This is a genomic window from Tistrella mobilis (assembly GCF_041468085.1).
Taxonomy (GTDB): domain Bacteria; phylum Pseudomonadota; class Alphaproteobacteria; order Tistrellales; family Tistrellaceae; genus Tistrella; species Tistrella mobilis_A.
The window spans coordinates 2,441,151-2,458,541 of sequence record NZ_CP121017.1 but is presented as its reverse complement, the minus strand read 5'-3'; the positions used below and the strand labels follow the sequence as shown (position 1 = coordinate 2,458,541).

Sequence of the window (17,391 nt, the reverse complement as noted above, 5' to 3'; positions counted from 1 at the left end):
AGTCTTTCGTCGCGGGGCCTTCGCGTGCGCTGCCGCATCCGGTTGCCGCACCCACTCTCGACCCGCCCGCTGACGAACAGGCCCGAACCGATGCATGCCTATCGCTCGCATACCTGCAATGAACTGACGCTCGCCCATGAGGGCCAGACCGTCCGGCTTTCGGGCTGGGTGCATCGCAAGCGCGATCACGGCAATCTGCTGTTCATCGACCTGCGCGACCATTACGGCCTGACCCAGATCGTGGTCGACGTCGACAGCGCCGCCTTCAAGCTGGCGGAAGAGCTGAAGAACGAGAGCGTGATCACCGCCACCGGCCGGGTCGTGGCCCGCAGCCCCGAGACGGTGAACGCCGGCATGTCTACCGGCGAGATCGAAGTCCGGGTCGAGGAGCTTTCGCTGCAGTCGGCGGCCGACCCGCTGCCGCTCCAGGTCAACAGCGACCGTGACTATCCGGAAGACACCCGGCTGCGCTATCGCTATCTGGACCTGCGCCGCGAGCATGTGCACAAGAACATCGTGTTGCGCTCACAGGTGATCTCGTCGCTGCGCCGGCGGATGACTGATCAGGGCTTCATGGAATTCCAGACCCCGATCCTGACCGCGTCGAGCCCCGAGGGCGCGCGCGACTTCCTGGTGCCGAGCCGCATCCATCCGGGCAAGTTCTACGCCCTGCCGCAGGCACCGCAGCAGTTCAAGCAGCTGCTGATGGTGGCCGGTTTCGATCGCTACTTCCAGATCGCTCCCTGCTTCCGCGACGAGGATGCCCGCGCCGATCGTAGCCCCGGTGAATTCTATCAGCTCGATATTGAGATGTCGTTCGTGACCCAGGAAGACGTCTTCCAGGCGATCGAGCCGGTGCTGCGTGGGGTGTTTGAGGAATTCGGCGGCAGCCGCCATGTGCCAGCCGGACCGTTCCCGCGTATTCCCTTCGCCGAGGCCATGCTGAAATACGGCTCCGACAAGCCGGATCTGCGCATCCCGATCGAGATTGCGGATGTGTCGGATATCTTCCGCGGTTCGGGCTTCGGCGTTTTCGCCAAAGCGGTCGAGGCCGGAAAGGTGGTGCGTGCGGTGCCGGTGAAGAACGTTGCCGACCGGCCGCGCAGCTTCTTCGACAAGATGAACGACTGGGCCCGCGAGCAGGGGGCTCCGGGGATGGGCTGGATCGCTTTCGAGAATGGCGGCGGCAAGGGGCCGATCGCCAAGAATCTTGGCGATGAGCGTCTGGCCGAAATGAAGGCGCAGTTGGGCCTGGGCGATGGCGACGGCGTGTTCTTCGCCACTGATGTGGCCGAGAAGGCTGCGAAGCTTGCCGGTGCCGCCCGTCTCAAGCTGGGCGCGGAACTCGACCTGATCGAGCCTGACGTCTTCCGGCTGTGCTGGATCGTCGATTTCCCGATGTACGAGTTCGACGAGAAGCTGAACCAGATCGTGTTCAGCCACAACCCGTTCTCGATGCCGCAGGGTGGGCTTGACGCGCTCAACACCAAGGATCCGCTTGAGATCAACGCCTATCAGTACGACATCGTCTGTAATGGCGTTGAACTCTCGTCGGGGGCGATTCGTAACCACAAGCCCGAGATCATGTACCGCGCCTTCGAGATCGCCGGCTATGGACCCGAAGTGGTTGAGGACAAGTTCGGCGGCATGCTGAACGCCTTCCGCTTCGGCGCCCCGCCGCATGGTGGCATTGCTCCGGGTGTCGACCGTATCGTGATGCTGCTGGCCGATCAGCCGAATATCCGCGAGGTGGTGGCCTTCCCGATGAACCAGCAGGCCCAGGATCCGATGATGAACGCGCCGCACGAGGCGACGCCGGAGCAGTTGAAAGAGCTGCACCTGCGTGTGGTGCTGCCGCCCAAGGTGGTGAAGGCCGAAAAGCCTGCCGGCGATGCCGCACCGGCTGCCGAGGCCTGAGCGAAGCACCATCGACCACGCCGGAACAAGGCCGGCCCCGCCCGATAACCATCGGGTAGGGCCGGCCTTTTCATTTCGGGCGCCATAGCGGGACATGGTTCAATGCCGGTTGACATGTCCGCAGGTGCAGATTGCCCGAGCGGACGCGGCGACGGATGATCGCCGTAGCGAAAAGACCGCCCCGGGGCGGATCGTTGCCGTGCATGATCCCTGAAAGGCAAGACCGCATGCTCTCTCGTGATGACGCCCTGACCCGCATCCTGGAACGCGTGGATGCCGATCCCGAGTTTCGCGCGACCATGCTCCGCGACCCCAAGGCCGCGATTTCGATGCTGCTTGGCATTGAACTGCCCGCAGCTCTGGACGTGGTGGTGCATGAGGAGACGCCGTCCCGCCTGCATATCGTGCTGCCGCCGGCGGGCGATGCGCTGGACGATGCGTCGCTGGAAGCGGTTTCAGGCGGTAATGTCGACTGGAACAACCTCCATTTCCCGATGTAAGGCCGGTTCGCAGGCGACGGACCGGGGCAGAGATATGTTGCTGAGCATGGACGAGATCATGACCCGTATTGCGGCGGCAGTACGGGAAAAGCCGGAACTGGCAGCTCTTCTGGAGAGTGATCCGAAGTCTGCGGTGATGCAGATCTTCAGGGCGCAGTATTCTGCGGGGGATGGTGCATTGGAGGATGAGGCTCTGGACGGCGTCGCTGGTGGGACGGGTGGGTTCACGGATGCAGAGATCCAGCAGCTCCTTGCGCAGGTCATTGCGTCGCGGTCCAATCTCGATCTGACGCCTTGGCTCAACGCACCGCAGTCTCCGATTCCCGGCAATATGCGGTGACGAATGGGCGAGATCGACCTGGCCCTCACCATGGCCTGCGACTGGCTGGGCAACGTTGTCGGGCCCGATGGTTGCTGGCCCTCGCAGCGTGTGCCGGTCCTGGCCGATGAGTCGCCCGGCCCTGCGATCGAGGAACGCACGCCCTTTGTGGCGGCGGTCGGCCTTCTTGCGCTGGAGGGGATTTCGAGGCCGGACAGCCCCGAACTCGCGATGCTGATCGACCGTTCGCGCGGTTTTCTTGTGCGCACCATGCGGTCTCCCGGGATCTGGGCCTATCTCGACGGATTTGTGCCGGATTGTGACGACACCGCCTGTGCTTCGATGGCGCTGTCGGGCGCCCATCCCTGGATTGCATTCGGGCGTAATCGTGGCCTGGGGCTCGCGGCACGAGTGCCGGATGGCCGCTTCCGGACCTGGATGGCGGGGCCGAGAGCCGATCTGGATATTGATGCCGTGGTCAATGCCAACATGATCGCCTGGCTTGGCGAGCATACCGATTGCAGGGGCGCTGCCGATTTCGTGATCGCAGCCTGTTCCGGGCCCGCATCGGCGGCGCTGATATTCTATGACCATCCGGTCGATCTGGCCCAGGCCGTCGCCCGTGCCGTCCGCCGGGGCGCAGAGGTGCTGCGGCCGGCGTTGTCGGGCGTCTCCCGGATCGCGACTGAGGTGCTGGAAGATGCGGCAGCGACGCCCTTCCGTCTGGCGCAGGCTCTTGAGGTTGCCGACAGCCTCGGCACCGTGCCGTTCGCGCTCAGGGATCAGGCTGTTGCGCGCCTGGTCCGGGAGGTTATGGAACATGGCCGCTCTCGTTCAGACACCATCTATCTGGGCATAACGCCACCAGCGCCACCGGGTTGTCGCTATCATTCAGATGCGCTTGCAACGGCGCTGACATTGGCGGCCCTGGCGCGCGCATGCGGGTGCGGGGATGGCATATGATGGCCTGCGATCAGGGGGAAACTCATCTGCGTCATGGCCGGGGAATGGCGCCGGCCATACAGGCACTGCTTGGTGTGACGGGCCGGGATCTGGTCCCTGTGGCGGATCGCCGACGGATCATGGAGGTCGCTGCCGCGGTGCCGGCTGCCCTGGCGCGCAACTCTTTCGGTTTCGAACTGCGCGCTGACGTGCCCGACGGCGGGCCTGTCGATCTTTGTGTTGCGATGACCCGTCAGGAGGCGGGGGACCCTGCCTGTGTCGCCCCCGACGGCGCCTGGCGGGGGCTTTGGTCCGATGATGCCTGGGATCGGGTGATTCGGACGATCGAGGACTGGCGGACGGGCGCGCTGCCCCAGCTGCGGGATCTGCTTCTGGAATTCGATACCGGCACACCGGATGCCAGAGATGCGGGGGTGTTCACGGCCCCTGTCGATCTTGCGGATGAGATCCCCGAAATGTCGCCGACCAACCGCTTTCATGCCGACCCGTCTGTCGGCTTTGCCCCGCTGTGCAGCCTGTCGGGAGATATCGGGCCCGGCATCCGCGCAACCTTCCGACGCCTGCTGGACCGGTTGCCTCCTTGGGCCGAGGTTTTTCAGGCCGGTCGCATGATTGGCAGGGCCGGCGGCACTGAAGCCTTGCGGGTTGTGATCCGTCGTCTCAGGCCCGAAGCGATCCCGTCCTTGCTCGCCGGGGAGATGGAGCCGGAGGCGCTGGATGGGGCGCTCGTGTCCATCCTGCCGCTCGCGGGCCAGCTTCGGGTCGCAGGGGGAGAGCTGGCGCTGTCGATCGATCTGACGGCGATGGGGATATCACCGCGGGTCGGGATCGAGATCAACGGGGATACCCGCTTCCATATGGGGCGCCCGGGCAATTGGCCGCGGTTGCTCGGGGTGATGTGCGAAGCGCAGGCGGCCCATCCGCAACTGATTGAGCGGGTGTTGCGGGCCGTGGGGCGCCATCGTCTCTTTGCCCGAATCCCTGCTGCGGCGCTTCTGGTCGGGATCAGCCATGCCAAGCTGCTGCCGACGGCGGCGGGCCCTGCAGCCAAGATCTATCTCGGGGCCCGGCTGTGGCACGGCATTGCGGCCGGCAGGGACGACGACGCTAAATAATGCATTTTATTTAAATTTGTGAAAACTTGCCCGCAAATACGAATGGGGCGCCGCAGATCTTGCGGCGCCCCATTCGGTTCAGCCCGTCTGGCGACCTTCGAGGCCGTCCTGCGCGAATGCGGGGCTGGCTTTCAGGCCTGCGCTGCCCGCCGGCCGCCACGCGCCCGCGGTGCATTGGTCGCACGACCCAGGCCGATCTTCTTGGCGAAGTCCGACCGCTGGCGTGCATAATTCGGTGCCACCATCGGATAGTCCGGCGCCAGGCCCCATTTGGCACGGTATTCCTCGGGGGTCATGCCATAGTTGGCGCGCAGATGCCGCTTCAGCATCTTCAGTTTCTTACCGTCTTCCAGGCAGACGATGTAGTCCGGCGTGATCGACTTCCGGACCGGGACCGCAGGCTTCTGCGCTTCTTCGCGCACGACTTCCTGTGCGGTCGCCGTACCGTTCTGCTGGTCGTTCAGCGCGCCGTAGACCGTCTGGATGATCTCGGGGAGTTGCTGGGCCGGCAGGCTGTTGTGGCTGACATAGGCCGCGACGATCTGCGCGGCCATGCTCAGCAGCTTGTCATGGGCGATGGTGGGGTTCTCGGAACTATCCGACATGGAGCGCTCGCTTTCCGATGGCTGGCAGCCGTTGTAGTCGCCGCACAATGTGTTGCCGCAGGACAGTCCGCACGTCTTCCAGATCATATCGAACCGGCGTCGCTCGGCTTTGAACCACGTCCGGAACTTGGTCTGGTTCCGGTGCACAGGCGTCCTGCAAATATCACTCGCCGCATGATGACTTGCACCCACAGATATCACAACAGAAATATGGCAGGAGGTGATGGCTTTATCAGTATTGGGCCAGAATCGACCGCGATGGATTTGGGAGAATGAGGGTGCTACCGGTACGTCGGTCGGCGGCGGCCGGTGACCATGCATGCGCCGGCGACGGGGCATGTGTGTACCGCAGTTGGCGCGGCAGACGGGTTGTGTTAAGGGAGAGGGGCGCCGCGACCGGGCTTCCCGAACCGGGCTCCGACGCCGGACAACCGGCATCGGAACCCTGGCCATCGGGCCGGTCGCCTGGGTCTCGATGCGATGGAAGGGGCCGGAATGTCCGAGGACAGCACCCGTATCGTGGCGATCGCCTGTGATCACGGCGGCGTCGACCTCAAAACGGTCCTGAAGGAAGACCTCGCCGCGCGAGGTCTGGATGTCCTGGACCTCGGGACCGACGGTTCCGCTTCGGTGGACTATCCCGATTTCGCCAATGCGCTGGCTGCCGCCCTGGCCGAGGGTCGTGCGGCGCGCGGCGTGCTGATCTGCGGATCCGGCATCGGCATCTCGATCGCCGCCAACCGTCATCCCCATATCCGGGCCGCTCTGGTCCATGATGCGCTCACCGCCCGGCTCTGCCGCGAGCATAACGACGCCAATGTCGTGGCCTTCGGGGCGCGCGTGACCGGTGTCGAGACCGCGCGGGATGCGCTCCGGGTGTTCCTGGATACGCCCTTCGAAGGCGGTCGTCATCAGCGGCGGGTCGACAAGCTCGGCTGACCGCACAGATCCGTTCGTGACGGCGGCGGTGCTCCGGTGTGTGCGGGGTGCCGCCGCCGCCGTTCCAGTATCCGACCGCACCGGTCCTTAGGGCCGTCCCGGTCCCAGCGTCTTGTCCCGCATGAGCGCGACCCCGTCAGAAAGTGCCGACCGATGACCGATCAGACCCCCAGCTACAGTGCCGCGGCCTTCTTCCGCGCCGCTCTCGCCGATGACACCGAGCTGATGCGCTCGATCAACGACGAACTTGTCCGGCAGCGTGACCAGATTGAGCTGATCGCTTCCGAAAACATCGCAAGCCCGGCGGTGATCGCCGCCCAGGGCACGGTGCTGACCAACAAGTATGCCGAGGGCTATCCGGGCAAGCGCTATTACGGCGGCTGCGAGTATGTCGACGTCGCCGAGAAGCTGGCGATCGAGAGGGCCTGCGCCCTGTTCGGCTGCGCCTTTGCCAACGTCCAGCCCCATTCCGGCGCCCAGGCCAATCAGGCGGTGTTCCAGGCACTGTTGCAGCCGGGCGACACCATTCTGGGCCTGTCGCTGGCGGCCGGCGGCCATCTGACCCACGGTGCGGCACCGAACCAGTCGGGTAAGTGGTTCCACGCCGTCCAGTACGGCGTCCGTCCGGAAGACGGCCGGATCGACATGGACGAGGTCGAGCGGCTGGCGAAGGAGAGCAAGCCGAAGCTGATCATTGCCGGTGGTTCGGCCTATAGCCGCGTCTTCGACTTTGCCCGCTTCCGTGCGATCGCGGACGAGGTCGGTGCGTATCTGATGGTCGATATGGCCCACTTCGCCGGCCTGGTGGCTGCCGGCGCCCATCCGTCGCCGCTGCCGCATGCCCATGTGGTCACCACCACCACCCATAAGACCCTGCGCGGTCCGCGTGGCGGCATGGTGCTGACGAATGACGAAGCGATTGCCAAGAAGATCAACTCGGCCGTGTTCCCCGGCCTGCAGGGCGGCCCGCTGATGCATGTCATCGCCGGCAAGGCGGTGGCCTTCGGGGAGGCGCTGCGGCCCGAATTCAAGGCCTATGCCCGCCAGGTGGTGGCCAATGCCCAGGTCCTGGCCGAGACGCTGGTGGCCGGCGGTCTTGATATCGTCACCGGCGGCACCGACAACCATCTGATGCTGGTCGACCTTCGGCCCAAGGGCCTGAAGGGAAATGCCACCGAGCATGCGCTTGAGCGCACGGGCATGACCTGCAACAAGAACGCGATCCCCTTCGACCCTGAAAAGCCGATGGTGACCTCGGGCATCCGTCTCGGGACCCCGGCGGCCACCACCCGCGGCTTCGGCGAGGCCGAATTCCGCCAGGTGGGCGAGATGATCGTGCGCGTGCTTGATGCGCTGGCGGCGAAGCCTGAAGGTGATGCCGAGGTGGAGGCTGCGGTTCGCGCCGAGGTCAAGGCGCTCTGCGACCGCTTCCCGATCTATCCGGCTCTTTGATCCGCAGGCCCGCCTCCCAAGACCGGGGGGCGGGCCTGCGCCCCCCGGTTCATGGCGCCTGATCTTCATGACGCCCGGTTTGCGGAGGTGAAATGCGCTGCCCGTTCTGTGGCAACGAAGAGACCCAGGTGAAGGACAGCCGGCCGGCGGAGGAAGGCTCTGCCATCCGGCGGCGCCGGCATTGTGCTGCCTGTGGCGCCCGCTTCACCACCTTCGAGCGCGTCCAGCTCCGCGAACTGGTGGTGGTCAAGAAGGACGGCACGCGCGAACCCTTCGACCGTGAGAAGCTTGCCCGTTCGATCCGCATCGCGGTGCGCAAGCGCCCGGTGGAGGCCGAGCAGGTCGAGCGGATGGTGAGCGCCATTCACCGGCGGCTTGAAGGGCTGGGTGAGACCGAGATCGAGACCGGCCGGATCGGCGAGGCGGTGATGGAGGCGCTGATCGGCGTCGACAAGATCGCCTATGTCCGCTTTGCCTCGGTCTACAAGGATTTCCGCGAGGTCGACGACTTCCAGGCGTTGATCGGCAGCCTTGGCGGCGGTGATCCGGGGCGGGGCGGCGATGGCTGAGCCGGTGATCTGGAGCGAGGCCGACCGCCACCATATGGCTCACGCCTTGACCCTGGCCCGGCGCGGCCTGGGTCGGGTCTGGCCGAACCCCGCCGTGGGCTGTGTTCTGGTGTCGGTCGATGGCCGGGTCGTCGGCCGTGGCTGGACCCAGCCCGGTGGCCGGCCTCATGGCGAGGCCATGGCTCTTGCAGAGGCAGGCGCGGCCGCTCGCGGGGCTACGGCCTATGTCAGCCTGGAGCCCTGCGCCCATTGGGGCAAGACGCCACCCTGTGCCGATGCACTGGTTGCGGCCGGCGTGGCCCGGGCGGTGGTGGCGACCGGCGATCCCGATCCGCGGGTCAGTGGCCGGGGGCTGGACCGGATGGCAGCAGCGGGCATGACGGTCGATCTGGGGCTGATGGCGGCCGAGGCGGGTGCACTCAATGCCGGCTTCTTCTCCCGGATCCTGAAGGGGCGACCGCTGGTCGCCTGGAAGGTTGCGACGACGCTCGACGGCAGGATTGCGACCGCAGCGGGTGAGAGCCAGTGGATCACCGGGCCCGAGGCTCGGGCGATGGGCCATATGTTGCGGGCGAACCATGACGCGATCATGGTCGGCGTCGGCACGGCCCTTGCCGACAATCCGCGCCTCAATGTGAGGATACCCGGGCTTGAGGAACGCTCCCCCGTCAGGGTGGTGATCGACAGCCGCCTGCGGCTGCCGCTGACGCACACCCTGGTGCGCGAGGCGTGCGAGGGTGGTCATCCGCCCGTCTGGGTCATCACCCGCGCCGACTGCGAGCGCAGTCGCCACGATGCACTGGTCGCAGCCGGCATCACCGTGATCGAGGTGCCCCATGGCGTCGATGGCCGGCCCGATCCGTTGCGGCTGACCGAGGCGCTGGGCGATCGCGGCATCACGCGGGTGCTGGTCGAGGGGGGTGGAGAACTGGCCGCCTCGCTGCTACGCGACCGGCTGGTCGATCGTATCCACTGGTTCCGGGCGCCGGCGGTGATGGGTGGCGACGGTGTACCGGCTGCGCGATCTTACGGCGTGCGCGAGCTGGTGGACATGGCGGCCTTTGTCCGGCTGGACAGCCGGCAGCTCGGCCCCGACCTTTATGAGGTCTATGCGGGTACCGCCGTGGTCACGCCCGGCGGCTGAGCCTTTCATCCTCCCGAATTCCCCGCGCGTGTTCCGGCCGCGCTCCCCCGGCAGAAGGTCGTGTCCCATGTTCACCGGCATCATCACCGACATCGGCGAGATCGTCTCCGTTCAGGCCCCGGAAGCCGGGGCGGCGGAGGACCGCCGACTGACGATCCGGACGTCCTATGACCCCGACGGTATCGATATCGGTGCCTCCATCGCCTGTTCGGGCTGCTGTCTGACGGTGATCGAGCGCGGCCGCGACGGGGCAGGGCAGGGCTGGTTCCTGGTCGAGGCCTCGGGCGAAACGCTCTCCCGGACCACGCTCGGCAGCTGGGATGCCGGCCGGCGGATCAATCTTGAGCGGGCGGCGAAGGTCGGCGACGAGCTGGGCGGTCATGTCGTCCTCGGCCATGTCGACGGGCTGGGCCGCCTGGTATCGATCACGCCTGAAGGCGGCTCCCACCGCCTAGTGTTCGAGGCGCCGGCAGAGCTTGCCGGCTTCATTGCACCCAAGGGCTCGGTCACCATCGACGGCATTTCGCTGACGGTGAACGAGGTCGACGGCACCCGGTTTGGCGTCAACATCATCCCCCACACCTGGATCCACACCACGCTGTGCGACCGCAAGCCTGGCGATGCGATTAACCTTGAGATCGACGTGCTTGCGCGCTATGTGGCGCGGTTGAACGAGTGGCAGGCGGGCATCCGCGGCTGAGCAGCGGGAGGCCGTCCGATCGAAGGCGGCCCAGAGGAGAGGAAGACCATGACGGTGATCAAGGACGAGGGCGGCGCCGACGACGTCCGTGGCTATATCTCGAGCATCGAAGAGGTGATCGAGGACGCCCGCAACGGCCGCATGGTGGTGCTGGTCGATGACGAGGATCGCGAGAACGAAGGCGACCTGGTCATCCCGGCCGAAATGGTGACGCCCGAGGTGATCAACTTCATGGCCAAATATGGCCGCGGGTTGATCTGCCTGACCCTGACCGGCGAACGGGTCGAGGAATTGAACCTGCCGCTGATGACCCAGCGCAACGCCTCGCGCCATCACACCAACTTCACCCTCTCGATCGAGGCCCGGGATGGTGTGACCACCGGGATCTCGGCCGCCGACCGCGCCCATACCGTGCAGGTCGCGATCGATCCGGCCAAAGGCGCCCGCGACGTGGTGACTCCGGGCCACATCTTTCCGCTTCGTGCCCGTGACGGCGGCGTGCTGGTCCGTGCCGGGCACACCGAGGCGGCGGTGGACATCGCACGGCTGGCCGGCATGAACCCGTCGGGCGTGATCTGCGAGATCATGAACGACGACGGCACCATGGCCCGCATGCCCGATCTGGTGCCCTTCGCCCAGCTGCACGGGCTGAAGATCGGCACGATCGCCGATCTGATCGCCTATCGCCGGCGCACCGAGAAACTGGTCGAGCGTCTGACCGACGGCCTGTTCCGCAGCCATTTTGGCGGCGAGTGGCGGATGATCGTCTATGCCAGCAAGATCGACGGTTCCGAGCATATGGCGCTGGTGAAGGGCGATCTGGCGGCTGTCGGCGACCAGTCGGTGTTGGTGCGCATGCATGTGGTCAACGCCTTCGACGATCTTCTGGGCGACCGCAGCAGCGGCCGTGCCGGTGCGGTGCGCGCCGCCATGGAGCAGATCGACCGGGCCGGTCGCGGCGTACTGGTCCTGTTGCGCGAGCCGCGGCCCACGGGTCTTTCGGATCTGGCACGGGCCCGGCTTGAAAGCCCGCAGGCCGCATCGACCCTGCGCGACTACGGCACCGGCGCCCAGATCCTGCTGGACCTGGGCGTGCGCAACATGATCCTGCTGAGCAATTCGCGGCAGACGGTGGTGGGGCTGGACGGCTACGGCCTGCACATCACCGGGCATGCCCCGCTGATCATCGAGAAGGTCTGAGACACCCATGGCCACGGTCACCACTTCCGATCTGCGTATCCTGATCGTCGAGGCGCGCTTCTACGAGGACATCGCCGATGCGCTTGTCGATGGCGCCATGGGCGTGCTGGAAGCCGCCGGCGCCCAGGTCGAGCGCCTGGCCGTGCCGGGTGCCTTCGAGATTCCTGCGGCGATCCGCTTCGCGCTCGACAGCGGCCGTTATGACGGCTTCGTGGCGCTGGGCTGCGTGATCCGCGGCGACACCACCCATTACGATTACGTCTGCGGCGAAAGCGCCCGCGGGCTCAACCAGCTTGCGATCGATCGCAAGGCTTGCATCGGCTATGGCATCCTGACCGTCGAGAACCGCGAGCAGGCCTGGGCCCGCGCCCGCGCTGACCGGGCCAATAAGGGCGCCGACGTGGCCAACGCCTGCCTGCGCATGATCGAGATCAAGCGCCAGTTCCAGCAGGGCTGAAGGACCAGGAATCGCCATGACCGATAAGCCGCGTGACGCCGCCCCGGTGAAACCGGGTGCCAAGACGGATGCGAAACCCGCTGCTGCACGGGCGGGCAAGCGCAGCGGCGCCCCGCGCCCCGGCCGCGAGGCCGGCATGGCCCGCCGGACGGCGGCGCGCCTTGCTGCCGTCCAGGCGCTCTATCAGATCGACTTCAATGCCGCCCGGGCCGAGGCGGTCATTGCCGAATTCCTGAACCACCGCATCGGCAAGGTGATCGACGACGGGCTGGAGCTGGATGCCGACCGCGACCATTTCCGCGACATCGTGACCGGTGTCGCCGCGGCGCAGGCCGAGATCGACCCGATGCTGGAATCCTCGCTGGCCGAAGGCTGGCGACTGGAACGGGTGGAGCAGACTCTCCGGGCCATTCTGCGTGCGGGCGCCTATGAGCTGACCGCGCGCACCGACGTGCCGACGGCGGTGATCATCAACGAATACGTCAATGTCGCCCATGCCTTCTTCTCCGGCTCGGAGCCGGGTTTCGTGAACGGTATTCTGGACCGGCTGGCCGGGCATCTGCGCGCCGATCATCGTGGCGGCAAGCCGGCAGGCGGGGCTGCCCGCAAGTGACCGGGCAGGCGCCGGACGACGCCGCCACAGAGGTGCCGCTCGGAGAGTTCGGCGCCATCGAACGCTGGCTGCGTCCGCTGGCCCGGCCGCTGCCCGGCGCGATGGACCTGACCGATGATGCCGGCTGGCTCGCCCTGCCGCCAGGGCGCATCCTGGTTGCCGCCAAGGATGCGATGGTTGAAGGACGGCATTGGTTTCCGGGTGAGCCGCCCGAGATTGTGGCACGCAAGCTGCTGCGGGTGAACCTCTCGGATCTGGCGGCGATGGGTGCAACGCCGGTCGCCTATCTTCTGGCACTGGCGGTTCCGGGCGCCGATGCCGGGGCCTGGATCCGGCGCTTCACCCAGGGGCTTGCGGCCGATCAGGGGCGCTACGGCGTGGCGGTTCTGGGGGGCGATACTGTGGGCACCGATGGTCCCGCCATGGCCAGCCTGACGCTGCTCGGTCATGCCGCATCGCCATCGGCACTGCTCACCCGTGGCGGTGCCCGGCCGGGAGACGATGTCTGGGTTTCAGGTACCATCGGCGATGCGGCGCTCTCGGTCGAGGCGGGGTATGGCCGTTTCGACCCGGCAGCCATCGGCCTCACTGCCGGAGAAACCGCCGGGCTGGAGCTGCGCCGGCAGCTGCCGGAGCCGCGACTGGCGCTGGGGCGGATCCTGGTCGGGCTGGCCACGGCCTGTGCGGACGTCTCCGACGGTTTGCCAGCTGATCTCGGTCATATCGCCGAGACGTCCGGTGTCGATGCCGAACTCAGAATCGATCTGGTGCCCCGCTCGGCTGCGGCCGCCCGTGTCGTGGCAGCCCGTCCTGATCTTGCGCCGATCGTCTGGACGGGCGGCGACGATTATGAACTGGTCTTTACGGCACCATCTGCCGCGGCCCATGCGATCAAGGCACTGTCCGCACGCGAAGGCATTCATGTCAGCCGTGTCGGCCGGATTGTTCCGAGGGCCGGAGACAGGGGTCGGACGGTGCTGATCAACGCAGACGGGCGTATCATTGCGGCCGACAGGCCCGGACATGTGCATTTCTGACGCAGCTTGCATGGGCGTCATGCGTGAATGACCGTTCTCGCGACGGCAACGATGGCGTAACGTCCGCGGATACACCTTCGAAGCACGCAGGGCCGCGTGCGCCCGGAGATATCTGACCCGTCAATCGCGTGCATCTGCGCGACGGCGGGGGCCCATCGATCGCGGGGGGACGAACGCAGACGATGCTGGCGCTGCAATACACAGTCCGTCTGAAGGCCGACGTGGACGCGGATATGATCCGCCGCCGCGTGGCCGAACGCGGATCGCTCTACGACCATCACCCGGGACTGGTGATGAAGTCCTTCCTCCTGAATGAGGAGGATCAGGCCTACGCACCGTTCTATATCTGGCGCTCTGAAGAGGACTGGAAGCAGTTCGTCTTCGGGGACCTGTTTGCCAATCTCGCCCAGGCTTTTGGCCGGCCGCGGGTGCGGACGTGGTTCGTGCTCGGTTTCGGCCATGGCGCGTGCACCGATCAGCCGCGCTTTGCCGTGCGTGAAGTAGATGTCATCGCACCCGAGACGCCGCTTGAAGCCGTGCGCGAGCGCGAGGCGGCGTTGCAAGCGCAGATGCTGACCAAGCCTGGACTCTATGCCCATTCGATCGCCCTCGACGCGGATCGATGGGAACTTGTCCGCTACAGCCTGTGGTGTGACGAGGCCGCCTCGCGGAATGCGGCAGTGGGTGCGCAATCCGATTGCGTGAATACCTACGAAGTGCTGCACTTCTCAGAGCCGGGGGGTCGTGGCTGACCGGACGCCCGGCGCCATCGCGCCCCATCCGGACGGTACGCCAGATGAGAGTCCTGTTGATCTTCATCGTCTCTGTACTGCTCGTGGTTGCGGGCGGTGGTGGATGGTTGATTTACAGGGGGGACCCGTTCGGCATTTTTGATCGCCATCTGCGGGGATCGGCCACGACGCCGGTGCCGATATTTGTCGGCCTCACCGGTGTGGGCGTGCCCATGATCCGGCACGGTGTGGTCTATCGCTATCTCATGCTGGACCTGGTGCTCGAACTCGTACCCGGTGCGGACGAGGACGAAGTGTCGGCCGGCATCGAGCGCCTGCGCCCGGTACTGACCGGTGCCGCACAGCAGATTTCAACCACGGCAGATCGTCTTGGTCGTGAGCCGACCCTGGACGAGATCAAAATCGGCCTTGCCGATGCGGCCAATGACTGGTTCAGACGGGAGATCGTCGCAGACGTCCTGATCCAACGGACCAGCGACGTGGCGGCACAGAAGATCAATTGACGGCTGGCCAGGGAATTGCGGATCCGACGGGCAGGCGCCGGCTGGACATGAAGAAGGGGTCGAGCGATCGACCCCGTTCTTTTTGTCTGCAATGCGCTGTAGGGGCGCGTCAGCGCGGCCGGCCCATACCCGAAGGGTTGCCCGGGTTGGTGGCCGATGGGTCCGAATTGAACCGACCGATATTGCCGATGAACTGCTCCAGCACGGTCAACTCGTTGCCGGAGGTCGGCGTGATCCGGTCGACATAGCTCACCTGGCGTGCGTCATCCAGGCCGAAGCGCAGCACATCGGCCAGCCGGCCATCCGTGCCGAAACGCAGGCCCAGGACGTCCTGTTCCGTAACATCGGCCGAATAGAAGGCGACGGTACTGGTCCGACGCTGGATGTAGTACCAGGTATCGGTTTCAAACGTGCCCGTCGTGGCCGGCGCACCCAGAATGGCGCGGACATCCTCGCGGGTCTGAACGCCGGGCTGCAGCTGGGCGATCTCGTCCTTCGACGGCATGAAGCCGTGGGTGCGGATCACCGGCTGGCAGGCGCCGAGGGCGAGGCCGGCAAGAACCACCGCGACCATGGGCGCGGTGCGGGTGACGGACGGGAAAATGGGGCGGCGCCGGGGCGCTGACCGGATCATCTTGGCGATGTCACCGTTGACGCTGTGGGGCGTCGCCTCCATAACCACCTGCACGAACCGGCATCTGCGCAGCAGGACGCCTGTCATCGGGCGTCGGAGAGTGCAGGGTATCGGAAAGTACAGGGCGGCGGGGATGCGACGGCCCGTCTGCTGGCGGGCGGCCCAAGATTGCATCCAGCGATGCGGGGTGTCAATCGGACGGGCGGCCGGTCAGGTGCAACCGGCCAGCAGATGGTCGAAAGAGGAGGTCCAGGCCCGATGTTTCTCGACAGGTTGTTCGGTCGCACGGGGTCGCGTGCTGCAGCCGAAGCGCTTTATGATACGGCGGTGGCCCAGGCGCGGTCGGTCACCTTTTATCGTGACTTCGGTGTGCCGGATACGGTGGACGGCCGGTTCGACATGCTGGTGCTGCATGTCTTCATGATCCTGCATCGTCTGAAGCGCGAGGGGGAGGCCGGCCGGCGGACCGGGCAGGCTCTGTTCGACCGCATGTTCGATGACATGGACCGGTCGCTGCGCGAGATGGGCGTCGGCGATCTGAGTGTCGGCAAGCATGTCAAGCGCATGGGCGAAGCCTTCTATGGCCGGGTCAAAAGCTATGATGCCGCCGTCGATGCGTCGTCGGCGGATGGTGGCGTGGAGCTTGCGGATGCCATTGCCCGCAATGTGTTCGGTGTGGATGGCGAAGGCGCCGCGCGGCCGTCCGATGCGGTGCTCGGCGCGCTGGCGTCTTACGTGCTTGCCAGTATCCGGGCGCTGGATGGTGAGCCGGCCGCGGATCTTCTGGACGGCCGCGCCGTCTATGCGGCACTGCCCGCACTGTCTGTCGAGCCTGACGATGCGTCCGGCGCCGGAGGGGATTGATCCCTGCACATGACCCAACACATTGCCGGGGCTGGCGAAACCCCGGCCAATGGAGTAGGGTGCGCCGCCACAGGCCCGGCTGGGCCCGGCACTTCGTGTTCCAAGGACGACCGACGCTCATGACCGGCACCGATACCACCAGCGCTCCGACCCCCGAATTCTCGCGCATCATCGAGATCGAGGCGATCGAGCCTGGGGAGCCGCGTACCTTTTCCTATACGGCAACGCCTGCTGAGTGCGCCGCACTTGCCCGACGTCTCGGCCAGGAGCAGATCCTGTCCCTGGAGGCCGGTGTCACGGTGACACGGATCCGCGGCGGTGCCCATCTGGTGTTCGATCTCTCGGGACGGTTGATTCAGACCTGCGTCGTTACCAATCTAAGGTTTGAAGCCTCGGTGTCCGAAACCATCGACGTGGATGCGCTTGCCGAACCGGAATACGGCCGGCGGCTGGCAACCCTCGATGCGGCGGAGCCCGAGGACGACCAGGAACCGCCTGAACAGCTGATCGACGGCAGGGTGGATGTCGGCGAACTTGCGACGGAGTATTTTTCTCTCGCGATCGACCCCTATCCGCGGAGCCCTGAGGCGCCAGCGGAGCCGGTCGAGCGTGAAGTCTTCATGCTCAGGGGGGGCAGCGCCCCTGAGGGAAAGGGCCGCGAACATCCCTTCGCGAAGCTTGCGGCCTTGAAGCAGCGCATGGATACGGACACGCCCGAAGGGGGTGACGCATCCTGACCGGCATGACACCGGATATGAGATCCGGGAGAAGCCTTGCCATCGAGCCGGTTTTTCGCTAACTAAGCGCGCTATTCGGCTCGTGACCGTTACCATCCCGAAAGGCGAAGACTATGGCCGTCCCTAAGAAAAAGGTCTCCAAGTCGCGGCGCGACATGCGTCGTGCCCATCACGCTCTGACCGCGACCAACGCGCAGGAGTGCCCGAACTGCGGTGAGCTGAAGCTCTCGCACCATGTCTGCGGCTCGTGCGGCTTCTATGACGGCCGTGACGTCGCGACCGAGGCGGCGGCCGGTTGATCCGGCCTGCCGGCTCCAGGTGATCGGAGGAAGACGTCGGGCCTGCCTGGCCCGACGAAGGGCGCGGAGGTG

The 17,391-nt window shown here is 66.0% G+C and carries 21 protein-coding genes; 19 read left to right on the top strand and 2 right to left on the bottom strand.

Translation table 11 applies throughout. The features are described 5' to 3' along the window. The first annotated feature begins 90 nt into the window (after nucleotides 1-90). The 5 genes from aspS to P7L68_RS16955 all read left to right on the top strand — a co-directional run bounded on the left by aspS (nucleotide 91) and on the right by P7L68_RS16955 (nucleotide 4,814). On the top strand, nucleotides 91-1,917 hold the full coding sequence (gene aspS, locus P7L68_RS16975; RefSeq protein ID WP_372006790.1) for an aspartate--tRNA ligase: 1,827 nt from the start codon (nucleotides 91-93) through the stop codon (nucleotides 1,915-1,917). A gap of 227 nt (nucleotides 1,918-2,144) precedes the next feature. Then, nucleotides 2,145-2,417 (top strand): NHLP leader peptide family RiPP precursor, encoded by a 273-nt coding sequence (locus P7L68_RS16970; protein WP_372006789.1) that lies wholly within the window; start codon nucleotides 2,145-2,147, stop codon nucleotides 2,415-2,417. Nucleotides 2,418-2,463: 46 nt separating this feature from the next. Further along, complete coding sequence (locus tag P7L68_RS16965; RefSeq protein ID WP_372006788.1) at nucleotides 2,464-2,757, top strand: hypothetical protein; 294 nt, start codon at nucleotides 2,464-2,466, stop codon at nucleotides 2,755-2,757. Nucleotides 2,758-2,760: 3 nt separating this feature from the next. Continuing rightward, nucleotides 2,761-3,699 carry a hypothetical protein gene (locus P7L68_RS16960; RefSeq protein WP_372006787.1) on the top strand — a complete coding sequence of 313 codons (939 nt, stop codon included), beginning with the start codon at nucleotides 2,761-2,763 and terminating at the stop codon, nucleotides 3,697-3,699. Nucleotides 3,700-4,154: 455 nt separating this feature from the next. Beyond that, a complete protein-coding gene (locus P7L68_RS16955; protein ID WP_372006786.1) occupies nucleotides 4,155-4,814 on the top strand; it encodes a hypothetical protein in 660 nt (219 codons plus the stop codon). Nucleotides 4,815-4,945: 131 nt separating this feature from the next. On the opposite strand, the gene P7L68_RS16950 is transcribed toward P7L68_RS16955, so the two are convergent. Then, nucleotides 4,946-5,419 (bottom strand): MucR family transcriptional regulator, encoded by a 474-nt coding sequence (locus P7L68_RS16950; RefSeq protein ID WP_062765152.1) that lies wholly within the window; start codon nucleotides 5,417-5,419, stop codon nucleotides 4,946-4,948. Nucleotides 5,420-5,914: 495 nt separating this feature from the next. Here P7L68_RS16950 and rpiB point away from each other — a divergent pair, with 495 nt between their 5' ends. The 11 genes from rpiB (at nucleotide 5,915) to P7L68_RS16895 (ending at nucleotide 14,785) form a co-directional block, all read left to right on the top strand. Next, complete coding sequence (gene rpiB, locus P7L68_RS16945) at nucleotides 5,915-6,358, top strand: ribose 5-phosphate isomerase B (RefSeq protein WP_372006785.1); 444 nt, start codon at nucleotides 5,915-5,917, stop codon at nucleotides 6,356-6,358. Between the two features lie 153 nt (nucleotides 6,359-6,511). Continuing rightward, nucleotides 6,512-7,810 (top strand): serine hydroxymethyltransferase, encoded by a 1,299-nt coding sequence (glyA, locus tag P7L68_RS16940; protein WP_372006784.1) that lies wholly within the window; start codon nucleotides 6,512-6,514, stop codon nucleotides 7,808-7,810. Nucleotides 7,811-7,902: 92 nt separating this feature from the next. Then, complete coding sequence (gene nrdR / locus P7L68_RS16935; RefSeq protein ID WP_372006783.1) at nucleotides 7,903-8,379, top strand: transcriptional regulator NrdR; 477 nt, start codon at nucleotides 7,903-7,905, stop codon at nucleotides 8,377-8,379. Then, entirely contained in the window at nucleotides 8,372-9,523 is a 1,152-nt protein-coding gene (gene ribD / locus P7L68_RS16930) for a bifunctional diaminohydroxyphosphoribosylaminopyrimidine deaminase/5-amino-6-(5-phosphoribosylamino)uracil reductase RibD (RefSeq protein WP_372006782.1), read from the top strand. Before nrdR ends, ribD begins: the two co-directional genes overlap by 8 nt. A 67-nt stretch (nucleotides 9,524-9,590) precedes the next feature. After that, a complete protein-coding gene (locus P7L68_RS16925; RefSeq protein WP_372006781.1) occupies nucleotides 9,591-10,223 on the top strand; it encodes a riboflavin synthase in 633 nt (210 codons plus the stop codon). 48 nt (nucleotides 10,224-10,271) lie between these two features. After that, the gene (ribB, locus tag P7L68_RS16920) at nucleotides 10,272-11,423 is read left to right on the top strand and encodes a 3,4-dihydroxy-2-butanone-4-phosphate synthase (RefSeq protein ID WP_372006780.1); all 1,152 of its coding nucleotides are present in this window, start codon (nucleotides 10,272-10,274) and stop codon (nucleotides 11,421-11,423) included. 7 nt (nucleotides 11,424-11,430) lie between these two features. After that, nucleotides 11,431-11,880 carry a 6,7-dimethyl-8-ribityllumazine synthase gene (locus P7L68_RS16915; RefSeq protein ID WP_014745337.1) on the top strand — a complete coding sequence of 150 codons (450 nt, stop codon included), beginning with the start codon at nucleotides 11,431-11,433 and terminating at the stop codon, nucleotides 11,878-11,880. A gap of 136 nt (nucleotides 11,881-12,016) precedes the next feature. Beyond that, complete coding sequence (gene nusB / locus P7L68_RS16910) at nucleotides 12,017-12,493, top strand: transcription antitermination factor NusB (RefSeq protein WP_372006866.1); 477 nt, start codon at nucleotides 12,017-12,019, stop codon at nucleotides 12,491-12,493. Continuing rightward, nucleotides 12,490-13,530, top strand: coding sequence for a thiamine-phosphate kinase (thiL, locus tag P7L68_RS16905; RefSeq protein WP_372006779.1), 1,041 nt, complete (start codon nucleotides 12,490-12,492; stop codon nucleotides 13,528-13,530). Before nusB ends, thiL begins: the two co-directional genes overlap by 4 nt. Nucleotides 13,531-13,712: 182 nt before the next feature. Further along, entirely contained in the window at nucleotides 13,713-14,282 is a 570-nt protein-coding gene (locus tag P7L68_RS16900; RefSeq protein ID WP_372006778.1) for a DUF4865 family protein, read from the top strand. A gap of 56 nt (nucleotides 14,283-14,338) precedes the next feature. After that, nucleotides 14,339-14,785, top strand: a complete 447-nt coding sequence (locus P7L68_RS16895; RefSeq protein ID WP_372006777.1) for a hypothetical protein — start codon at nucleotides 14,339-14,341, stop codon at nucleotides 14,783-14,785. 109 nt (nucleotides 14,786-14,894) lie between these two features. Here the strand turns inward: P7L68_RS16895 and P7L68_RS16890 are convergent, their stop codons facing one another. Further along, complete coding sequence (locus P7L68_RS16890; RefSeq protein WP_372006776.1) at nucleotides 14,895-15,506, bottom strand: outer membrane protein assembly factor BamE; 612 nt, start codon at nucleotides 15,504-15,506, stop codon at nucleotides 14,895-14,897. A 171-nt stretch (nucleotides 15,507-15,677) separates the two neighbouring features. On the opposite strand from P7L68_RS16890, the gene P7L68_RS16885 reads away from it, so the two are divergent. The 3 genes from P7L68_RS16885 to rpmF all read left to right on the top strand — a co-directional run bounded on the left by P7L68_RS16885 (nucleotide 15,678) and on the right by rpmF (nucleotide 17,319). Continuing rightward, complete coding sequence (locus P7L68_RS16885; RefSeq protein WP_372006775.1) at nucleotides 15,678-16,283, top strand: ubiquinol-cytochrome C chaperone family protein; 606 nt, start codon at nucleotides 15,678-15,680, stop codon at nucleotides 16,281-16,283. Between the two features lie 119 nt (nucleotides 16,284-16,402). After that, entirely contained in the window at nucleotides 16,403-17,020 is a 618-nt protein-coding gene (locus tag P7L68_RS16880; protein WP_372006774.1) for a hypothetical protein, read from the top strand. Between the two features lie 113 nt (nucleotides 17,021-17,133). Further along, nucleotides 17,134-17,319 carry a 50S ribosomal protein L32 gene (gene rpmF / locus P7L68_RS16875; protein WP_014745329.1) on the top strand — a complete coding sequence of 62 codons (186 nt, stop codon included), beginning with the start codon at nucleotides 17,134-17,136 and terminating at the stop codon, nucleotides 17,317-17,319. Nucleotides 17,320-17,391: the final 72 nt, after the last annotated feature.